This is a genomic window from Yersinia sp. 2540 StPb PI, assembly GCF_052217165.1.
In the GTDB taxonomy this organism is placed as follows: Bacteria; Pseudomonadota; Gammaproteobacteria; order Enterobacterales; family Enterobacteriaceae; genus Yersinia; species Yersinia enterocolitica_E.
The window spans coordinates 218459-236569 of the sequence record NZ_JAZGQC010000001.1 but is presented as its reverse complement, the minus strand read 5'-3'; the positions used below and the strand labels follow the sequence as shown (position 1 = coordinate 236569).

The following is an 18111-nucleotide window of genomic DNA, read 5'->3' as shown; positions in this document are numbered from 1 at the left end:
TCGTAATGGAACCGAATACTGTTATTCCAAAATATAATGTCCGTGGTTTCGAGATTTGGGGCTTTCGTGATATGGCTCAAACGCTGGATCATTTGCTAAGCAGTGGCCCGGTGAAGACCGGAACGCTGGTGGCAATGAACGCAGAGAAACTGCTCAAAGCTGAGGATGATGCGGCGTTGCGTGAGTTGATCACCGAGGCTGAATATCTGTATGCCGACGGTATCAGTATGGTGCGTGCGATTCGTCGTAAATACCCACAGGCGAAGCTGTCACGGGTAGCGGGTGCAGATTTGTGGGAAGCACTCATGCAGCGTGCCGGGCAGCAAGGGACGCCGGTCTTTTTGGTGGGCGGTAAACCTGACGTGTTGGCAGAAACTGAGGCTAAATTACGCGCGCAATGGAATGTGAATCTGGTGGGTAGCCAGGATGGCTATTTTACACCAGAGCAGCGCGAAGCCCTGTTTGCGAGAATAGCGGCTAGTGGCGCGGCGATAGTGACTGTCGCCATGGGATCGCCTAAACAGGAAATGTTTATGCGTGACTGCCGTAAGTTCTATCCCGATGCACTGTATATGGGCGTTGGTGGCACCTATGACGTCTTTACCGGTCATGTCAAACGTGCACCTAAGATATGGCAGAACATGGGGCTGGAGTGGCTTTATCGCCTGCTGGCGCAACCAAGTCGTATCCGGCGTCAGTTCAAGTTGCTTAAGTTTGTTGGTTATTATTACAGCGGCCGTCTGTAATATTGTCTTTTGGGCAGGGTTTCACCAACCCTGCTGTTATAAAACCTCTCGCATTTATTCCTTCTACCAATATCATCACGCCTTAATTCCATTTTGGAATCGATTATTTAATTTTTATTCCATAAAGTTTTAGTTTCCTGTTTGCTAATCTGACCCAGATACGGAAGGATACCGGCCGGTTAGGGTTATGTGCTCATAATCGCCTTTTATTGTGGGTGGTTTCCCTATTCGTTAACTTGCATAAATTAAAGTAGTCATCATTAGGCTGAACACGTTGGTGCAGTCGTTAGATTTTTTTGTGTGAAAAACGTCTATTTTTAATAAAAACAATAGATTAATTAATAAAAACAACCGGGAAAGCCGGAGCAGACACATCATCAGCTCACAGAGGATATATGGCAGATAACGAAGAGAAAAAAGGATTACACCGTGGGTTGGAAGCCCGGCATATCGAACTGATAGCGTTAGGTGGGACAATTGGCGTCGGGTTGTTTATGGGGTCAGCCAGCACCCTAAAATGGGCCGGGCCTTCGGTATTGCTGGCTTATATCATTGCTGGCTTATTTGTATTCTTTATTATGCGGGCCATGGGCGAAATGCTTTATCTGGAGCCGGTTGCCGGCTCCTTTGCCGTCTATGCCCATAAGTATCTTAGCCCCTATTTCGGCTATCTAACGGCTTGGGGTTATTGGTTTATGTGGATAGCGGTGGGGATATCAGAAATTACCGCGATTGGGGTATACGTTCAGTTTTGGTTCCCAGAAATTCCACAATGGTTACCTGCGATTGCCGGGGTGGCCATAGTGGCGCTGGCTAATCTGGCGGCGGTTAGATTATATGGTGAGCTGGAGTTCTGGTTCGCGATGATCAAGGTTACCACCATCATTGTGATGATTTTGGTGGGGCTGGGCGTTATCTTCTTCGGTTTTGGTAATCACGGACAAGCGATTGGTTTTGATAACCTGACAGCCCATGGCGGCTTTTTTGCCGGCGGGTGGAAAGGGTTCATGTTTGCTTTGTGTATTGTGGTGGCGTCCTATCAGGGGGTTGAGCTGGTGGGCATCACCGCCGGTGAGGCTAAAAACCCGCAAGTGACATTAAAGCGAGCCATTAATAATATTTTATGGCGCATCCTGATTTTCTATGTTGGCGCGATATTTGTCATTGTCACTATCTTCCCGTGGAATGGTATCGGCACGGAAGGCAGCCCGTTTGTCCTGACATTTGCCAAGATTGGGATAGTTTCAGCTGCGGGTATTATTAACTTCGTGGTGCTGACTGCGGCACTGTCAGGCTGTAACAGCGGTATGTATAGCGGCGGGCGTATGTTGTATGCACTGGCGAAAAATCGCCAGTTACCTGCCTGCCTGACTAAACTGTCGGCCAGCGGTGTGCCAGTTTACTGTATTGCGGTGACGATTCTGTGTCTGCTAGTGGGGTCAAGCCTTAATTACATTATTCCAAATCCACAGCAGGTGTTTGTCTATGTTTACAGTGCCAGTGTATTACCGGGCATGGTGCCGTGGTTTGTGGTCCTCGTTAGCCAGCTGCGTTTCCGCCAGGTACATAAAGAAGCGTTAAAGCAGCATCCGTTTAAATCCATCATGTTCCCGTATGTAAACTATCTAACTATCGCTTTCTTGATATGTGTACTGGTCGGGATGGGGATTAACCCTGATACCCGTTTATCTTTGTTAGTCGGGGTGATTTTCCTTGGATTGGTGTCGGCATGTTATTTCGGACTGAGAATGCATAAACACAACGTTGCTGAAACATCTCCAAAGTAATTGGCGTTGTAGGTAGGCCGCAAGCGAATGACGAATCTGCTGGGAACCGATTTGAATGCTGCTTGCAGTAGTAGCCTAGAGGCCCGGTCCATGGAAGGGCCGGGTACCGAGAGCAGTGAACATCCTTGCGGCTTCAAGTATGAAGGGGATAAAACGTCTATAAAACCAGCGAACAAGGCGAGGTGGGGCTATTAATGGCTAACTTTTGCGGCAGAGTGTGCAAAGCGTAAGCAAACACACCATTTCTTCTAAAAAAGCACTAGACAGCCAAGTATTAAAACCGTAGTATCCTCACCCGCAACGGCGCTAAGCGCCCGTAGCTCAGCTGGATAGAGCGCTGCCCTCCGGAGGCAGAGGTCTCAGGTTCGAATCCTGTCGGGCGCACCATTAATTTTGTGTGCAAGAGCTGCGGTGGTAAGATTGCCGCGTACGACGAAGTAAGCTGTAAAGAAGTTATGGTGGCTATAGCTCAGTTGGTAGAGCCCTGGATTGTGATTCCAGTTGTCGTGGGTTCGAGCCCCATTAGCCACCCCAAATTTTGTGGAACATGCGATGGTGGCGGAATTGGTAGACGCGCTAGCTTCAGGTGTTAGTGTCCTTACGGACGTGAGGGTTCAAGTCCCTCCCTTCGCACCACACAAACATGTAGATATTCATTAATATTTACATGGACATAGGTCGAGAGACCATGTAGAGTGAACAGTAAGAAATCGGCGAGTAGCGCAGCTTGGTAGCGCAACTGGTTTGGGACCAGTGGGTCGGAGGTTCGAATCCTCTCTCGCCGACCAATTTCAGAAGAAACCCCGCAATGCGGGGTTTTTTTTCGTCGGTATAATATCGATTCCCCATCATAGCCCTCTCTTTTCATCCTGTTGTATTGACGGTCGCTAATCCGACCTCACAGTCTGTCCCCCTTGTATTAGAACCTTTGTTGGCACCCTTTGATCAAATTAGCCCTATAGGGTGACCAGACTGGTGATTTATCAGGTAAAAGAATAGGTGTTGGTTTTTTGCGACAAAAGGCAGAGGCTTTGTCTCCAAACAGAGACATATAAGATCATGATAAAAATAAAGAAAATAAATGATAGTGTATAACGTCGTTTTGTAGCGACAGATCACTTAGACAGTATTGGTCGCGCTATGGCTGGTGCGTTGTATCGCACCATCTATTAGGATGAAAATAAATTTATTATTTATCAGTTGATTAAACGCTTACTCGCGGGTAATTAGATGAAATTGCTCTCGGTTAGATGGAGTTGGCACGCTAAGTGCAATATCTACCCTGTAGATGCTCATCTCACTTATTATGATAGCGTGGTGTTATAGCCAAATTAGCTTCATAAACCCAGAGATGATGCAGAGCCGATTTTAGGGTGCCTATTGTCCATGTAAACGATGTCGAATATCTTCATCACATACCGGGCATAACGTTGAGTGAGGCGCCGACATTGTTGTCTGTAGACCTGAAAATTTTAGACGCTTGCCTTTCCGGCAAGCGTTTTTTTTTGCATACCCTTCGTACTTGAAGCCGCAGGGTTGTTAGCTGCGCTAGTTACTCGGCCCATCCGTGGGCCTCGCCTCGTTGAGGCCGCTGCAAGCAGCGTTCAAATCTGCTCCCGACAGATTTGTTCCCCGAGTCACTGACTTGAGTCAGCTCATCGGGATGCGTTTGCTGGCTGCCTACCTGCAACTCCAATTACTTTGGGTACTCTTTGCTACTTGAAGCCGCAGGGTTGTTAGCTGTGCTAGTTACTCGGTCCATCCGTGGGCCTCGCTTCGTTGAGGCCGCTGCAAGCAGCGTTCAAATCTGCTCCCGACAGATTTGTTCCCCGAATCAGGAGCAGAAAAAAGGCCCCGTAGGAGCCTTTAGATTGCTGTTTTGCTAATGGTCAGAGCGATTCCCCATTCTGCCGCAAGGTCAACAGTAGCCCCTCACGACGCGCCTGCGCTGCATCTTCAGGGCGATGCAGTTTATCCAGGGCATCAGCTAACCATGCATAGTCATAACCGTCTGGACGCTGCTCAAGCGCTGCTTTAAAGGCTTCGTGGGCCTTCTCCCATTCACCGTGTTTTAGCATGAGTTGGCCCAAGGTGCTATTAAGTAGCGGGGTCGCGCCATGCTGCTTGATGTGCTGGCGCAATGCTTTCTCCAGCGGCTCTGGGTTACCTGATTTTAAGCGTGGGATCAGGAGTACTAAGCGCTCATCATACTGACGCTTCAGGCCATCCAGAATGATTTGCTGGGCGACATCATGATCGTCACACTCAATTAGATGTTCTGCCAGTGCGACTTGCAGCGGGATCTCATTGCGGACTTTTCGGCTTTGATCTTTCCACCAGCGTTTCAGACCATCACTGCCTTCTTCCGCCATACATTGATTCATCATGCCAATATAAGCTTGCTGCTCCAATGCGGCGATTTCTTCTGGTGTATGGACCTGCACTTTGCTCATCGCGGGTAAAATTTCCAGCAATGAACTGTAAGCACCGGTACGCAGGAAAGCCTGTTCAGCCAGACGCAGCACTTCTGGGTGACGTGGGGCTTGATCCAATAAACGATCCACTCCATGGCGGGCCGCATGAACGTGGCCTTGCGCCAGTTGAATGCGCACTCGGGTGATATCTACCGGCAACTGATCTGTATCAGCAACTTCTGCTGCTCGTTCCAGATATTGATTGGTACGGAATTCATCGCCACGCTGTTGGGCAGCTTCCGCAGCCAGCAGGTAGTTTACCATCGGTTGTTCAGCATGATCGGCATTACGGGTGAGCAACTTTTCAACCTGCTTGAAATCCCCTTCGGCTAGTTTGATCAATGCAGCTTTGGTTTGCTTACGAGCGCGGGTGCGTTTGCGGCCCATAAACCAACCACGGGTACGGGCACCGGTGCGGAAAATACGGCGCAGTATCCATTCAATGATAAGGAACGCGACCAATACCAGCACCAATATAATCACCAGACCGGTCACGCTGGTCTCAACGTTATAGTTGTCAGTTTGAATCAATACATAGCCTTGGTGCCCAGCCAACATGGGGCCGAGGACGATGCCGGCGGTCAGGATAAGGAATAACAGTAAAACTCGCAGCATACTTATTCCCCCTGAGCGGCAACTGGCGGTTGTGCCAGTAAGTTACGAACCCGGGTTTGCATCAATTTTTCCAGCATTGGCTGGCTCTTCAATTGATCAGGTACGTCCATTGAGATTGACTGTTGACTCAGGCTCTCTAGCTCATCCAGAAAAGCTTTGGTGCTCGGGTCATTCACATCGAAATAAGCGCGAACCCAAGTGGAGATAGTCTCCAGTGACTGTTTGTACACTTCGTCTTGATGGCGAGGGACTGCCTGAGCCGCGACCAGCAAGCGGGAGCGAATATTCTCGCGTAAATAAACATCCTGATTCGGTGCCAGCAGTGGCTCTGCGCTGCTATCACGGCGGCGGATAGTAATAAAATCAGACATAAAGCTGTGCCAGCTTTTGGTTAGATTCTGACGCCATTCGGCTAATGAACTGGATAGCTCATCGCTATCGGCATCCATCGGCGAATCATCGGTATTGTTATCAGCCAAACGTAGATTATCCACCTGATTCGACAGCTGATTCAGTTTGAGGATAATGCCGTCAAAATCCACCTGGCTTACCGCTGAAAGGGTACTGATGTCCTCGGTGAGTGCGCGGCGTACGTCGATAAGACTTGGGTCATTCATGTCAGCCAGACTGGCATCGGCACTTTTCAGTAAAGTCGCTGCGGTGGCGACATCCTGATCACTCCACAGTTTGCGCCCAGCCATTTTCACCAGAAAATCCGCCTGTGCCAGTAGCCATGTTTTGGCATCGCTACCCGAAATAGTGGCGACTTTTTCCTGTAATTCGTTAAGTTGGCGGATCAGCGAGGTTTGCTGACGATCTGCTGCTTCCAGCGCTTTGCCTTGCTGTTGTAGTAATGACTCAAGCTGCTGTTTTTCCTGCAATTGGCTCTGTTTTAGTTCAGCCAACTGTTCTTGTAGCGCGATATTCGCCACATCTTGTAACTGAGCCTGCTGCTGTCCGTGATAATAAAGCCCGGCACCCAGCGCGATAGCCAATGCAATAGCAATGGCACCCAGAATTGGGCCGGTTCGTTTCTCCCGGCGGCCTTCAGGTTCTGGCTGTTGGTGCCTCTCAACCGCAGTGGTTGTCTCTTCCACTGGTGCGGATGGGGTATTTTGTTCCGTCATATTGGGCATCCCATAGTCAGGTTTCAGGTTTATTGAAAGTCTTGTAGCGCGCGGATCAGCGCGTCATTATCCGCATTTTCTGCCACCCGGGTATCACGCCAGCCCATTTGGGCGGCCAGGGCAGCCAAACGCTCACTCACTACAACCAGGCGGCAGCGTAGCAGCCACGAAGAACGATAGTAATCAGGAACTAAAGTATAGATCTGTTGTAACATTTCGCCGCTGGTCACTACCAGAATATTGACCCCCGCACGTTGCCAATGCGCACTTTGCTCACTGCCATCATAAAAGATGGGGCTGCGTTGATAACATTCACAGTAGGTAATTGCCGCGCCTCGCTGTGCCAGACTTTCGCCTAGCAGTTCCCGCCCGCCATTACCGCGCAGTAACAACACCTTTTTACCGGACAGTGTTTGCAGGTCTGGTAATGATAACAGCATCTCGCTGGTCTCCCCCATCGGGGGGAAGGTGACATGCAAACGGCTGGCAGTATGCAATGCCAATGCGGTGGTACGGCCAATAGCATAATAAGATAACTGTGCTGGCCATAACAGGTTATTTCTTTTTAACAGTGGGTTAGCGTAGCGGATAGCATTCTGTGATAACGCAAATACCAGATCACCAGCTTGCATCTCTTGGAGCAATGCCGGTAATTTAGGCAGATCTACCCCCGGAGAGAAATCAATCAATGGCGCATGATAGGCAACCCGGCCCAGCGCACGCAGGCGACTGACTAACTGCTCTCCAGCAGGAGATGGACGGGTTACCAAAATGGTCATAGTGGGGGGGTATCCTGATAAACATCGGCCAATATTGCGCGCGCACCACGTGATAGTAACTCATCGGCCAGCTCAATCCCCATTTGCTCTGCATTCTCCGCCGGTCCTCGGCGCTCACCGCGAATGATCTCACTGCCATCCGGCGCACCGACTAATCCACGGAGCCACAGCGTGTTGCCTTCTAACTCAGCATAGCTGCCGATCGGCACCTGACAGCCTCCTTCGAGACGGGTGTTCATGGCTCGCTCGGCACATACTCGCAGCTCGGTGGCACGATGATTGAGTGGTGCCAGCAGTTGGCGGGTAAAATCGTCATCCAGGCGGCATTCAATGCCGACGGCACCCTGACCGACAGCCGGTAACGACTCCTCGGCGGGCATGGCGTAGCGAATCCGCGATGCCAGCCCCAGGCGATTGAGGCCCGCAACCGCCAGTATAATCGCGTGGTAATCGCCGTTATCAAGCTTGGCAAGGCGAGTGCCTACATTACCCCGCAGGTCGCGGATAATCAGGTCCGGGCGACGCTCGCGCAATTGGCACTGGCGACGCAGGCTGGAGGTGCCGACGATGCTGCCCGCAGGTAAATCATCGAGATGAGCAAAATGTGGCGCTACAAAAGCATCACGTGGATCATCGCGTTCACAAATGGTGACCAGACCCAAGCCCTCAGGGAAGGCGATGGGCACATCTTTCATGGAGTGGACGGCGATATCCGCGCGATCTTCCAGTAGGGCCAGCTCTAACTCTTTGACGAACAAGCCTTTACCACCGACTTTTGCCAGTGGGGTATCCAGAATGATGTCCCCACGGGTAACCATTGGGACCAACTCAACCTGCAAGCCGGGATGATTGGCTTGCAGTAAATGTTGAACATAATGTGCTTGCCATAAGGCGAGCGGGCTTTGTCGCGTGGCAATTCGAATAATTTTGTCTAACATTGCTTGTTACCGTTTTATATTTTGCGGCCCATCCTATCATTGACCAGTGAATGCTGTCAGTGCGATAGCCACATGAAGACGACGGATAAGAGCACAAGAAAGCAGCTATTGTAACAAATACATGGCGGGATAACTTCTTCCTTAATACCACGGCGTCGTTATCAGCCAACCTACCTGTGAATGTCAGCTAAGAAAGGTATAGATAGACATTACAATTGTAGGGATAGCTTTACGGTCAATCGGCAAGGTGTTAGATTGATCACGTTTCCAGCAATAATTCGTTAATTGTTATTCAAACAAAATGTCTTCAAACAAAATGTTTTTTGGTCAGTACAACAAAAAGTACATTTTTCGCTGAAAGTCAAAAAAAGTAATAAACGAATCTGGGACGCGGGTTTTTTTCTAAGCACCGGAACAATTCTAAGCACCGGAATAACCAGGCGAGACGTCTTGTACCTCTACATCGAGACACTGAAACAGCGACTGGATGCGATCAACCAATTACGAGTCGATCGCGCCTTGGCGGCTATGGGGCCAGCCTTCCAAAAGGTCTACAGTCTGCTACCGACCCTACTACATTATCATCATCCACTGATGCCGGGTTACCTTGATGGTAACGTTCCCCATGGCGTCTGCCTTTTTACGTCCAATGAAACGCAACAGGATTATCTGTCTGAGGTTGAAGCCAAGTGGGGCGAACCTTTGCAACAGAGTGTCGGCGGCGAACTGCCGATTACCGGCGTCTATTCTATGGGTAGCACTTCCTCTATTGGGCAATGCCATACTTCAGATCTTGATGTTTGGGTGTGCCATCAGGCCTGGCTCGATTCTGAAGAGCGTAACCGCTTGCAACAAAAATGCAGTCTGCTGGAAAAATGGGCTGCATCAATGGGTGTTGAAGTCAGCTTCTTCCTGATAGATGAAAACCGTTTCCGCCATAATGCCAGTGGCAGCTTGGGGGGCGAAGATTGCGGTTCAACCCAACACATATTATTGCTGGATGAGTTTTACCGCAGCGCGGTTCGTCTGGCAGGGAAACGTATTCTGTGGAATATGGTTCCGGTCGAAGAAGAAAATAATTATGACGATTACGTACTGTCGCTCTATGCGCAGGGCGTATTAACACCGAATGAGTGGCTGGATTTGGGCGGTTTGAGCACCCTGTCAGCCGAAGAGTATTTCGGTGCCAGTTTGTGGCAATTGTATAAAAGTATCGATTCGCCCTATAAGGCGGTGCTGAAAACCTTATTGCTGGAAGCGTATTCGTGGGAATACCCCAATTCTCAATTGCTGGCGATGGAGATCAAACAGCGCCTGCATGCCGGTGAAATTGTGGCTTTCGGTCTTGATGCTTATTGCATGATGCTTGATCGCGTCACTCGCTATCTGACCCAAATCAATGACACCACCCGTCTGAATTTGGTGCGGCGTTGTTTCTATCTGAAAGTGTGCGAAAAACTGTCCCGTAGCCCGGCGAGTGTCGGCTGGCGGCGTGAAATCCTCAGCCAACTGGTCAGTGAATGGGGCTGGAGTGACGAGAGTTTGGCGGTGCTGGATAACCGTGCTAACTGGAAGATTGAGCGGGTACGTGAAGCGCATAACGAGCTGTTGGATGCGATGATGCAGAGTTATCGCAATTTGATCCGTTTCGCGCGGCGCAACAATCTGAGTGTCAGTGCCAGTCCGCAGGATATCGGCGTTTTGACCCGTAAACTGTACGCGGCATTTGAAGCTTTACCTGGCAAAGTGACGCTGGTTAACCCGCAAATTTCACCGGATTTATCGGAAGAACATCTGACTTTCATTCATGTTCCGGCAGGCCGTGCTAACCGCGCGGGTTGGTACTTATATAATCAAGCGCCCTCTATGGATGCGATTGTGAGTCACCAGCCGCTGGAATATAACCGTTACCTGAACAAACTGGTGTCCTGGGCCTATTTCAACGGCCTGTTGACCAGCAAGACACGGCTACATATTAAAAGCGCCAATCTGTGCGATACGGTGAAATTGCAAGAATTGGTGACGGATATCTCTCACCACTTCCCGTTGCGCTTGCCTGCACCGACACCTAAAGCACTCTATAGCCCGTGTGAGATTCGCCATTTGGCGATTATCGTCAATTTAGAGCATGACCCGACAGCGGCTTTCCGCAATCAGGTGGTGCATTTTGATTTCCGTAAACTGGATGTATTCAGTTTTGGCGAGCAGCAGCAGTGTCTGGTGGGCAGTATCGATTTGCTGTACCGCAACTCCTGGAATGAAGTGCGAACCTTGCATTTCAGTGGTGAGCAGGCGGTGTTGGAAGCATTGAAAACCATTTTAGGCAAAATGCATCAGGATGCGGCACCGCCGGAGTCAGTGGATGTGTTCTGTTACAGCCAGCATTTGCGTGGTTTGATTCGTACCCGCATTCAGCAGTTGGTTTCCGAGTGTATTGAGTTGCGCTTATCCAGTACCCGTCAGGAACCGGGCCGTTTTAAAGCGGTACGAGTTTCCGGCCAGACCTGGGGTTTGTTCTTTGAACGCCTGAGTGTTTCCGTTCAAAAATTGGAAAATGCGGTCGAATTTTACGGTGCGATTTCTAATAACAAACTGCATGGGCTATCGATTCAGGTAGAAACCGATCAAATTCATCTGCCGCCAGTGGTGGACGGTTTTGCCAGCGAAGGGATCATTCAGTTCTTCTTCGAAGGCACCGCAGATGAAAAAGGCTTTAACATTTATATTTTGGATGAATCAAACCGCGTTGAGGTTTATCACCACTGCGAGGGCAGTAAAGAGGAGTTGGTGCGAGATGTCAGCCGTTTTTATTCATCGTCTCACGACCGTTTTACCTACGGCTCCAGCTTTATTAACTTTAACCTGCCGCAGTTCTACCAAATTGTGCAATTAGATGGCCGTACCCAAGTGATCCCTTTTCGCAGCAACACATTATCCCATCTATATATCGTCGACAAAGAGCCAAGCCAGCCTGCGCAGCAGTTGCAGTTACATTAATTTCCCCTGTGTCCTTGAAGCCGCAGGGGTGTTAGCTGCGCGCTCTTACCCGAATCACTGACTTGAGTCAGCTCATCAGGATGCGTTTGCTGGCTGCCTACCTGCAACTTCAATGACTTTGGAGAATGACTTGTGTCCTTGAAGCCGCAGGGGTGTTAGCTGCGCGCTCTTACCCGAATCACTGACTTGAGTCAGCTCATCGGGATGCGTTTGCTGGCTGCTTACCTGCAACTCCAATGACTTTGGGGAATGACTTGTGTCCTTGAAGCCGCATGCGACTAGATAAAACTCACCTCTTCACCCGCCTGCGCGCTAGCCGCTTGAGATAATTTGGCGAAGAACTCTTCGCCGCTGCGTGAGCAATACCAGTGGCCTTCACGATAATTGAAATGGTAACCACCTGCTTTAGTCGCCAACCATACCTGATGCAGTGGCTCTTGGCGGTTGATAACAATCTTACTGCCATTTTCGAATGTCAGGGTCATCACCCCGCCATTGGTTTCATAATCGACATCACTATCGCCGCTAAAACCATCCAGTGTCTCTTCAATGTAAAGCATCAATTGATCGGCTAACTGATGAAACTCGCTATCGTTCATATTCAATTCCTATTGCTTTTCATGATCCACCTGCGATTATAGAGAGCATGGACGCATGAATCACAAGTATTAATGCGATATACCCTTCATACTTGAAGCCGCAGGGGTTAGCAGTGTGCACTCACCCGAATCAATTACCGATGTAAGCGCATTGGGATTCGTTTGCGGCCAACCTGCAACGCCAGATTCTTTGGGTATAATAGGTGCTAAAACAATTTACAGGCGTTAAAAATGAAAAAAGAATTATGTTGGCCGCTGGCTGCGATGATGGTATTCGCACTGGCGGGTTGTGGCTTGAAAGGCCCGTTATATTTTCCACCCGCTGACAAACCAAAAGTAGAAACCGCGCAACCGGATAGTGGTCAGGTAGAGCGAAACCAGCAGGACCTGTCAGGTACCAACCAGACAAAATCTATTGCCGGGCCGCAGTAATTATTTTTATCGCAGCCAGATTGAGTCAGTATTTAATTTGCCCGTGCCAAATTTAGCCGGTAAATGAAAGTCAGCGGAGTATGAAATGCAGTTCTCCAAAATGCACGGTCTTGGCAACGACTTTATGGTTGTCGATGCAGTTACCCAAAATGTTTACTTTTCGCCGGAGTTAATTCGTCGATTAGCAGACCGGCACACTGGCGTGGGCTTTGATCAGATGCTGGTGGTTGAACCGCCTTATGATCCTGAGCTGGATTTTCACTACCGTATTTTTAATGCCGATGGCAGCGAAGTTTCTCAGTGTGGCAATGGTGCACGTTGTTTTGCCCGGTTTGTTCGGTTGAAAGGGTTGACCAATAAACGTGATATCAGTGTGAGTACCCAAACTGGCCGCATGATATTGAGTGTTACTGAAGACGAGCTGGTTTGTGTCAATATGGGCGAACCCAATTTTGACCCGCAAACGGTGCCTTTCAGAGCAACTAAAGCAGAGAAAACCTACATTTTACGCGCGGCGGAACATACGGTGTTGTGCGGCGTGGTATCAATGGGCAATCCTCACTGTGTGATGCAGGTTGATGATGTTTCGGTTGCTAATGTTGCCTTGCTGGGTCCAGTATTGGAAAGCCATGAGCGCTTCCCCGAACGGGCTAATATTGGTTTTATGCAGGTGGTTAGCCGCGAGCATATACACTTACGGGTATATGAGCGCGGTGCTGGCGAAACGCAAGCCTGTGGTAGCGGTGCTTGTGCAGCAGTGGCGGTGGGGATCCAGCAAGAGTTGTTGGCTGAAGAGGTTCATGTTGAACTGCCAGGTGGCAGCTTGCATATCAGTTGGAAAGGGCCGGGCCACCCACTGTATATGACCGGGCCGGCAACACATGTGTATGATGGCTTCATTCATTTATAGTATACCCGTCATACTTCAAGCTGCATGTGTGTTGGCCGCCTTCATGCAACTCGAATTATTTAGGGTATAAATATTCATTATGGCGGGTATTAAATGAAAAGTTATGAGGAGCAGGCGTTAGCTGGCATCGAGTTGGACGACGATGCTGTCATGCAGTACTTATTGCAAAACCCTGACTTTTTTATCCGCAATGCCCGTCTGGTCGAACAGATGCATATTCCTCATCCTGTTCGCGGCAGTGTCTCGCTGGTGGAGTGGCAGCTAGGGCGACAACGTAATCAGATTGGTCAGTTGGAAGAAGAGATCACCTTGCTAATGGAGCAGGCGGGCTTGAATGAAGTGTTGTTTAATCGCTTGCTGCAACTACAAAGCAATTTGGCTGCGGCCAGCAGCTTGCAAGATATGCTTAATCGCTTGCAGCGCTGGGCACGCGACTTCGGCTTGGCAGGTGCTAATGTGCGCTTATTCAGTGACCGCTGGCATATTGGTGCGCCGTCTGATTTCACCCATTTGGCACTTGCCCGTCACGCCTTCGAGCCACTACGTATTCAGCGTTTGGGGAGCGATAACCATTATCTGGGCGGTTTGAACGGGCCGGAACTGCTGTTGTTATTGCCTCAGGCCAAGCAGGTAGGGTCGGTCGCACTCTCGTTACTGGGCAAAGATGGCGATCTAGGTGTCATTATCTTCAGCAGCCGTGATACGCAACATTATCAGCAGGGCATGGGTACCGTGATGCTGAATCAGTTATCGACGTTATTGCCGAGCCTGCTGGAGCGTTGGATAGAGCCGGTATGACCGAATTCAGTGCCTCACTTGCCCCGCAGGTAGAGGCTTTCTTGCGTTATCTCAAAGTTGAGCGTCAGCTCAGTCCACTGACTATTACCAGTTATCGACGCCAGCTACAGGCACTCATGGAAATGGGCGAGCAAATGGGCCTGGCGCACTGGCAGCAGCTTGACGCGGCTCAGGTGCGGTCACTGGTTTCTCGCAGTAAACGTGCCGGTTTACATTCCTCAAGCCTTGCGCTGCGCCTCTCAGCTTTGCGCAGCTTTCTTGATTGGCTGGTGAGTCAGGGCGTATTGCAGGCCAACCCCGCAAAAGGGGTGAGTACACCGCGTTCAGGCCGCCATCTGCCAAAAAACATCGATGTCGATGAGGTCGATAAACTGTTGGATATCGACCTCAATGATCCCTTGGCGGTCCGTGATCGGGCGATGCTGGAAGTGATGTATGGCGCGGGTTTGCGTCTATCCGAACTGGTTGGCATGAACTGCAAACACGTAGATTTAGCCAGCGGTGAAGTCTGGGTGATGGGGAAAGGCAGTAAAGAGCGTAAAGTACCGATTGGCAGGACCGCAGTGACCTGGTTAGAGCATTGGCTGGAACTGCGCGAGTTATTTGAACCTGTTGACGATGCTATCTTTTTAGCCAATACCGGTAAGCGAATTTCAGCGCGCAATGTGCAAAAACGCTTTGCCGAATGGGGTGTAAAGCAAGGTGTCAGCAGCCATATTCACCCACACAAATTGCGCCACTCTTTCGCCACTCACATGTTGGAATCCAGTGGTGATTTGCGCGCGGTGCAGGAGCTACTGGGCCACGCCAATCTGACGACCACACAAATTTATACTCATCTCGACTTTCAACATCTGGCGACAGTGTATGATGCTGCTCATCCACGCGCCAAACGAGGCAAATCCTGATGCATTTTTATCGCCCACTCGAGAGTATTTCCGCCATTAGCTTCGATTTGGATGACACCCTGTATGATAATCGGCCAGTGATTACCCGCACTGAACAAGAGTCGGTGGCATTCTTACAGCAGTATCATCCCAATCTGGCGCAGTTACAGGCCGCTGATTTTCACCGTTTTCGCGCTGAATTGCTGGCGCAGGACCCGGGCATCTACCACGATGTTACCCAGTGGCGTTGGCATGCGATTGAACTGGGCTTGATACGTCATGGCTTAAGTAAGTCTGAGGCGCAATGTGGCGCTGATGCAGCCATGGAGAATTTTGCCCTATGGCGTAGCCGTATTTATGTGCCAGCGGCCACCCATGACACTTTGAGCGCGCTGGCGGAGCATTATCCGCTGGTGGCTATCACCAATGGCAATGCCGATCCTAAAGCCTGTGGTCTGGATCGATACTTCCAGTTTGTGCTGCGTTCCGGCCCCCATGGCCGTGCCAAGCCTTTTCGCGATATGTACCATAAAGCGGCAAACCATCTGGATATCCCACTCAAACAGATTCTGCATGTGGGTGATGATTTGACTACCGATGTCGCCGGCGCGCTACGTTGCGGTATGCAGGCTTGCTGGATTAATGACCGTCAGCAGAACCTGATGACGGCCAGTGATAGCCGCTTATTGCCACATATTGAGATTTCTCAGTTGGCTTCCCTGACAGCATTGCTATAATCCCCTGCAATAAATCTGTATAAATTCACAGTGGAATGGTGGCGAAATACCCGAATACTCGGCGATTTCGCTATTTTCCCTTACCCGATAAACGGTGCCTATGGACGTTTCTGATCTGCTCGACAGCCTGAATGAAAAACAACGCGAAGCCGTGGCTGCGCCACGCTGCAACCTGTTGGTCCTGGCCGGTGCAGGCAGTGGCAAAACCCGGGTGCTGGTTCATCGCATTGCCTGGTTGTTATCAGTAGAAAATGCGTCTCCGTACTCAATTATCGCAGTGACGTTCACCAATAAAGCGGCGGCCGAAATGCGCCACCGTATTGAACACTTGATTGGCACCAGTCAGGGCGGAATGTGGATTGGGACTTTCCATGGGTTGGCGCACCGCTTGCTGCGCGCTCACCATATGGATGCCAACTTGCCGCAGGATTTTCAGATTCTCGACAGCGACGACCAGCTACGGTTATTAAAGCGGTTGGTTAAAGCACTGAATTTAGATGATAAACAATGGCCACCGCGTCAGGCGATGTGGTACATCAACGGCAAAAAAGACGAAGGATTACGACCACAGCATATTGAGAGCTATGGCAATCCGGTTGAAGCCACCTGGCTGCGTATCTATCAGGCGTATCAGGAAGCTTGTGACCGCGCCGGTCTGGTGGATTTTGCCGAGCTGTTGCTGCGAGCACACGAATTGTGGCTAAACAAACCCCATATTCTTAATCATTATCGTGAACGCTTCACCAACATTTTGGTGGATGAGTTTCAGGATACTAACAATATCCAATACGCCTGGATTCGTCTGCTGGCAGGTGACCGTTCTAATGTGATGATTGTCGGTGACGATGACCAATCAATCTATGGCTGGCGTGGGGCGCAGGTGGAAAATATCCAGCGCTTTTTGAAAGATTTCCCCGGCGCTGAAACCATCCGGTTGGAGCAGAATTACCGTTCTACCAGCAATATTTTGACGGCAGCAAATACCCTGATTGCCAATAATGATGGCCGCATGGGGAAAAATCTGTGGACGGACGGTGCCGAAGGCGAACCGATCTCACTCTATTGCGCCTTTAACGAACTGGATGAAGCGCGCTTTGTGGTTAACCGCATCAAAGCCTGGCAGGACAACGGTGGTGCTCTGAATGATTGTGCCATCTTGTATCGTAGCAACGCCCAATCGCGCGTTTTGGAAGAAGCACTATTGCAGACCGCGATGCCGTACCGTATTTATGGCGGTCAGCGCTTCTTCGAACGTCAGGAGATTAAAGATGCACTGGCTTATTTGCGGCTAATTTCCAACCGTAATGATGATGCTGCTTTTGAGCGAGTGGTCAATACACCTACTCGCGGTATTGGCGATCGTACCTTAGATGTGGTGCGCCAAACCGCCCGTGACCGTCAGCTAACGCTGTGGCAATCAACCCGTGCCATGTTGCAGGAAAAAGTGCTGGCAGGCCGCGCAGCCTCTGCACTGCAACGGTTTGTTGAGCTGGTCGACTCCCTGGCTCATGAAACGGCGGATATGCCGTTGCATGTCCAAAGTGACCGGGTGATTCGTGATTCCGGTTTGTGGTCGATGTACGAACAGGAAAAAGGTGAAAAAGGTCAGGCGCGCGTTGAGAACCTTGAAGAGTTGGTCAATGCGACCCGCCAATACAGTTATCAGGATGAAGATCAGGATCTGATGCCACTACAGGCATTTTTGTCTCATGCGGCGCTGGAAGCGGGAGAGGGGCAGGCCGATGCTTATCAGGATGCAGTGCAATTAATGACTCTCCATTCCGCGAAAGGCTTGGAGTTCCCACAGGTGTTCATTGTGGGTATGGAAGAGGGGATGTTCCCGAGCCAGATGTCACTGGATGAAGGTGGCCGCTTGGAAGAAGAGCGCCGACTGGCCTATGTTGGGGTCACCCGCGCGATGCAGAAACTGACTCTTTGCTATGCAGAGAGCCGCCGTCTGTACGGCAAAGAGGTGAATCATCGGCCATCCCGCTTTATCGGCGAACTGCCGCAGGAATGCGTCGAAGAAGTACGGCTACGTGCAACGGTTTCTCGCCCGGTTAACCACCGCAATATGGGGACGCCGATGAATGAAAATGACAGTGGTTTCTCACTGGGTCAACGGGTGCGTCACCCTAAATTTGGTGAAGGTACCGTGGTTAATCTGGAAGGTAGCGGCGAACACAGCCGGTTGCAAATCGCTTTCCCCGGAGAGGGGATTAAGTGGTTGGTCGCGGCTTACGCCCGATTAGAGGCTGTATAAATTTACCCTGCGGTCTTGACGC

At 50.3% G+C, this 18111-nt stretch carries 14 protein-coding genes and 4 tRNA genes; 13 read left to right on the top strand and 5 right to left on the bottom strand.

Annotated elements, in window-relative coordinates:
* Positions 1-5 precede the first annotated feature (5 nt).
* From wecG to V1956_RS01035, 6 genes are all read left to right on the top strand, one after another.
* On the top strand, positions 6-746 hold the full coding sequence (gene wecG / locus V1956_RS01060; RefSeq protein ID WP_083161888.1) for a lipopolysaccharide N-acetylmannosaminouronosyltransferase: 741 nt from the start codon (positions 6-8) through the stop codon (positions 744-746).
* Positions 747-1141: 395 nt separating this feature from the next.
* The gene (gene thrP, locus V1956_RS01055; RefSeq protein ID WP_083161890.1) at positions 1142-2533 is read left to right on the top strand and encodes a bifunctional threonine/serine APC transporter ThrP; all 1392 of its coding nucleotides are present in this window, start codon (positions 1142-1144) and stop codon (positions 2531-2533) included.
* Positions 2534-2843: 310 nt separating this feature from the next.
* Positions 2844-2920 (top strand) — tRNA-Arg (locus V1956_RS01050).
* 71 nt (positions 2921-2991) lie between these two features.
* Positions 2992-3067, top strand: a tRNA-His gene (locus tag V1956_RS01045).
* Positions 3068-3082: 15 nt separating this feature from the next.
* Positions 3083-3169 (top strand) — tRNA-Leu (locus V1956_RS01040).
* 75 nt (positions 3170-3244) lie between these two features.
* Positions 3245-3321 (top strand) — tRNA-Pro (locus V1956_RS01035).
* A 1101-nt stretch (positions 3322-4422) separates the two neighbouring features.
* Here V1956_RS01035 and hemY read toward each other — a convergent pair.
* Genes hemY through hemC form a run of 4 tightly spaced genes read right to left on the bottom strand, consistent with a single transcriptional unit; the run spans position 4423 to position 8466 of the window.
* On the bottom strand, positions 4423-5622 hold the full coding sequence (gene hemY, locus V1956_RS01030; RefSeq protein WP_083161892.1) for a protoheme IX biogenesis protein HemY: 1200 nt from the start codon (positions 5620-5622) through the stop codon (positions 4423-4425).
* 2 nt (positions 5623-5624) lie between these two features.
* Positions 5625-6749 (bottom strand): uroporphyrinogen-III C-methyltransferase, encoded by a 1125-nt coding sequence (gene hemX / locus V1956_RS01025; RefSeq protein WP_083161894.1) that lies wholly within the window; start codon positions 6747-6749, stop codon positions 5625-5627.
* A gap of 29 nt (positions 6750-6778) precedes the next feature.
* Positions 6779-7528, bottom strand: coding sequence for a uroporphyrinogen-III synthase (hemD, locus tag V1956_RS01020; RefSeq protein ID WP_372560074.1), 750 nt, complete (start codon positions 7526-7528; stop codon positions 6779-6781).
* Complete coding sequence (gene hemC, locus V1956_RS01015) at positions 7525-8466, bottom strand: hydroxymethylbilane synthase (protein WP_372560073.1); 942 nt, start codon at positions 8464-8466, stop codon at positions 7525-7527. Before hemC ends, hemD begins: the two co-directional genes overlap by 4 nt.
* Before the next feature lie 450 nt (positions 8467-8916).
* Between hemC and V1956_RS01010 the strand changes: the two genes are divergently transcribed.
* Entirely contained in the window at positions 8917-11463 is a 2547-nt protein-coding gene (locus tag V1956_RS01010) for a class I adenylate cyclase (RefSeq protein ID WP_372560072.1), read from the top strand.
* A gap of 278 nt (positions 11464-11741) precedes the next feature.
* Here the strand turns inward: V1956_RS01010 and cyaY are convergent, their stop codons facing one another.
* Entirely contained in the window at positions 11742-12062 is a 321-nt protein-coding gene (gene cyaY, locus V1956_RS01005) for an iron donor protein CyaY (protein ID WP_083161903.1), read from the bottom strand.
* A 231-nt stretch (positions 12063-12293) separates the two neighbouring features.
* On the opposite strand from cyaY, the gene lptM reads away from it, so the two are divergent.
* From lptM to uvrD, 6 genes are all read left to right on the top strand, one after another.
* Positions 12294-12494, top strand: a complete 201-nt coding sequence (gene lptM, locus V1956_RS01000) for an LPS translocon maturation chaperone LptM (RefSeq protein ID WP_083161905.1) — start codon at positions 12294-12296, stop codon at positions 12492-12494.
* An 85-nt stretch (positions 12495-12579) separates the two neighbouring features.
* Positions 12580-13404, top strand: a complete 825-nt coding sequence (gene dapF / locus V1956_RS00995; RefSeq protein WP_372560070.1) for a diaminopimelate epimerase — start codon at positions 12580-12582, stop codon at positions 13402-13404.
* 93 nt (positions 13405-13497) lie between these two features.
* Positions 13498-14202, top strand: a complete 705-nt coding sequence (locus V1956_RS00990) for a DUF484 domain-containing protein (RefSeq protein ID WP_083161909.1) — start codon at positions 13498-13500, stop codon at positions 14200-14202.
* The gene (gene xerC, locus V1956_RS00985) at positions 14199-15110 is read left to right on the top strand and encodes a tyrosine recombinase XerC (RefSeq protein ID WP_372560069.1); all 912 of its coding nucleotides are present in this window, start codon (positions 14199-14201) and stop codon (positions 15108-15110) included. Before V1956_RS00990 ends, xerC begins: the two co-directional genes overlap by 4 nt.
* Positions 15110-15826, top strand: a complete 717-nt coding sequence (gene yigB, locus V1956_RS00980) for a 5-amino-6-(5-phospho-D-ribitylamino)uracil phosphatase YigB (protein ID WP_083161913.1) — start codon at positions 15110-15112, stop codon at positions 15824-15826. Before xerC ends, yigB begins: the two co-directional genes overlap by 1 nt.
* A 100-nt stretch (positions 15827-15926) precedes the next feature.
* Positions 15927-18089 carry a DNA helicase II gene (gene uvrD / locus V1956_RS00975; protein ID WP_050073972.1) on the top strand — a complete coding sequence of 721 codons (2163 nt, stop codon included), beginning with the start codon at positions 15927-15929 and terminating at the stop codon, positions 18087-18089.
* Positions 18090-18111: the final 22 nt, after the last annotated feature.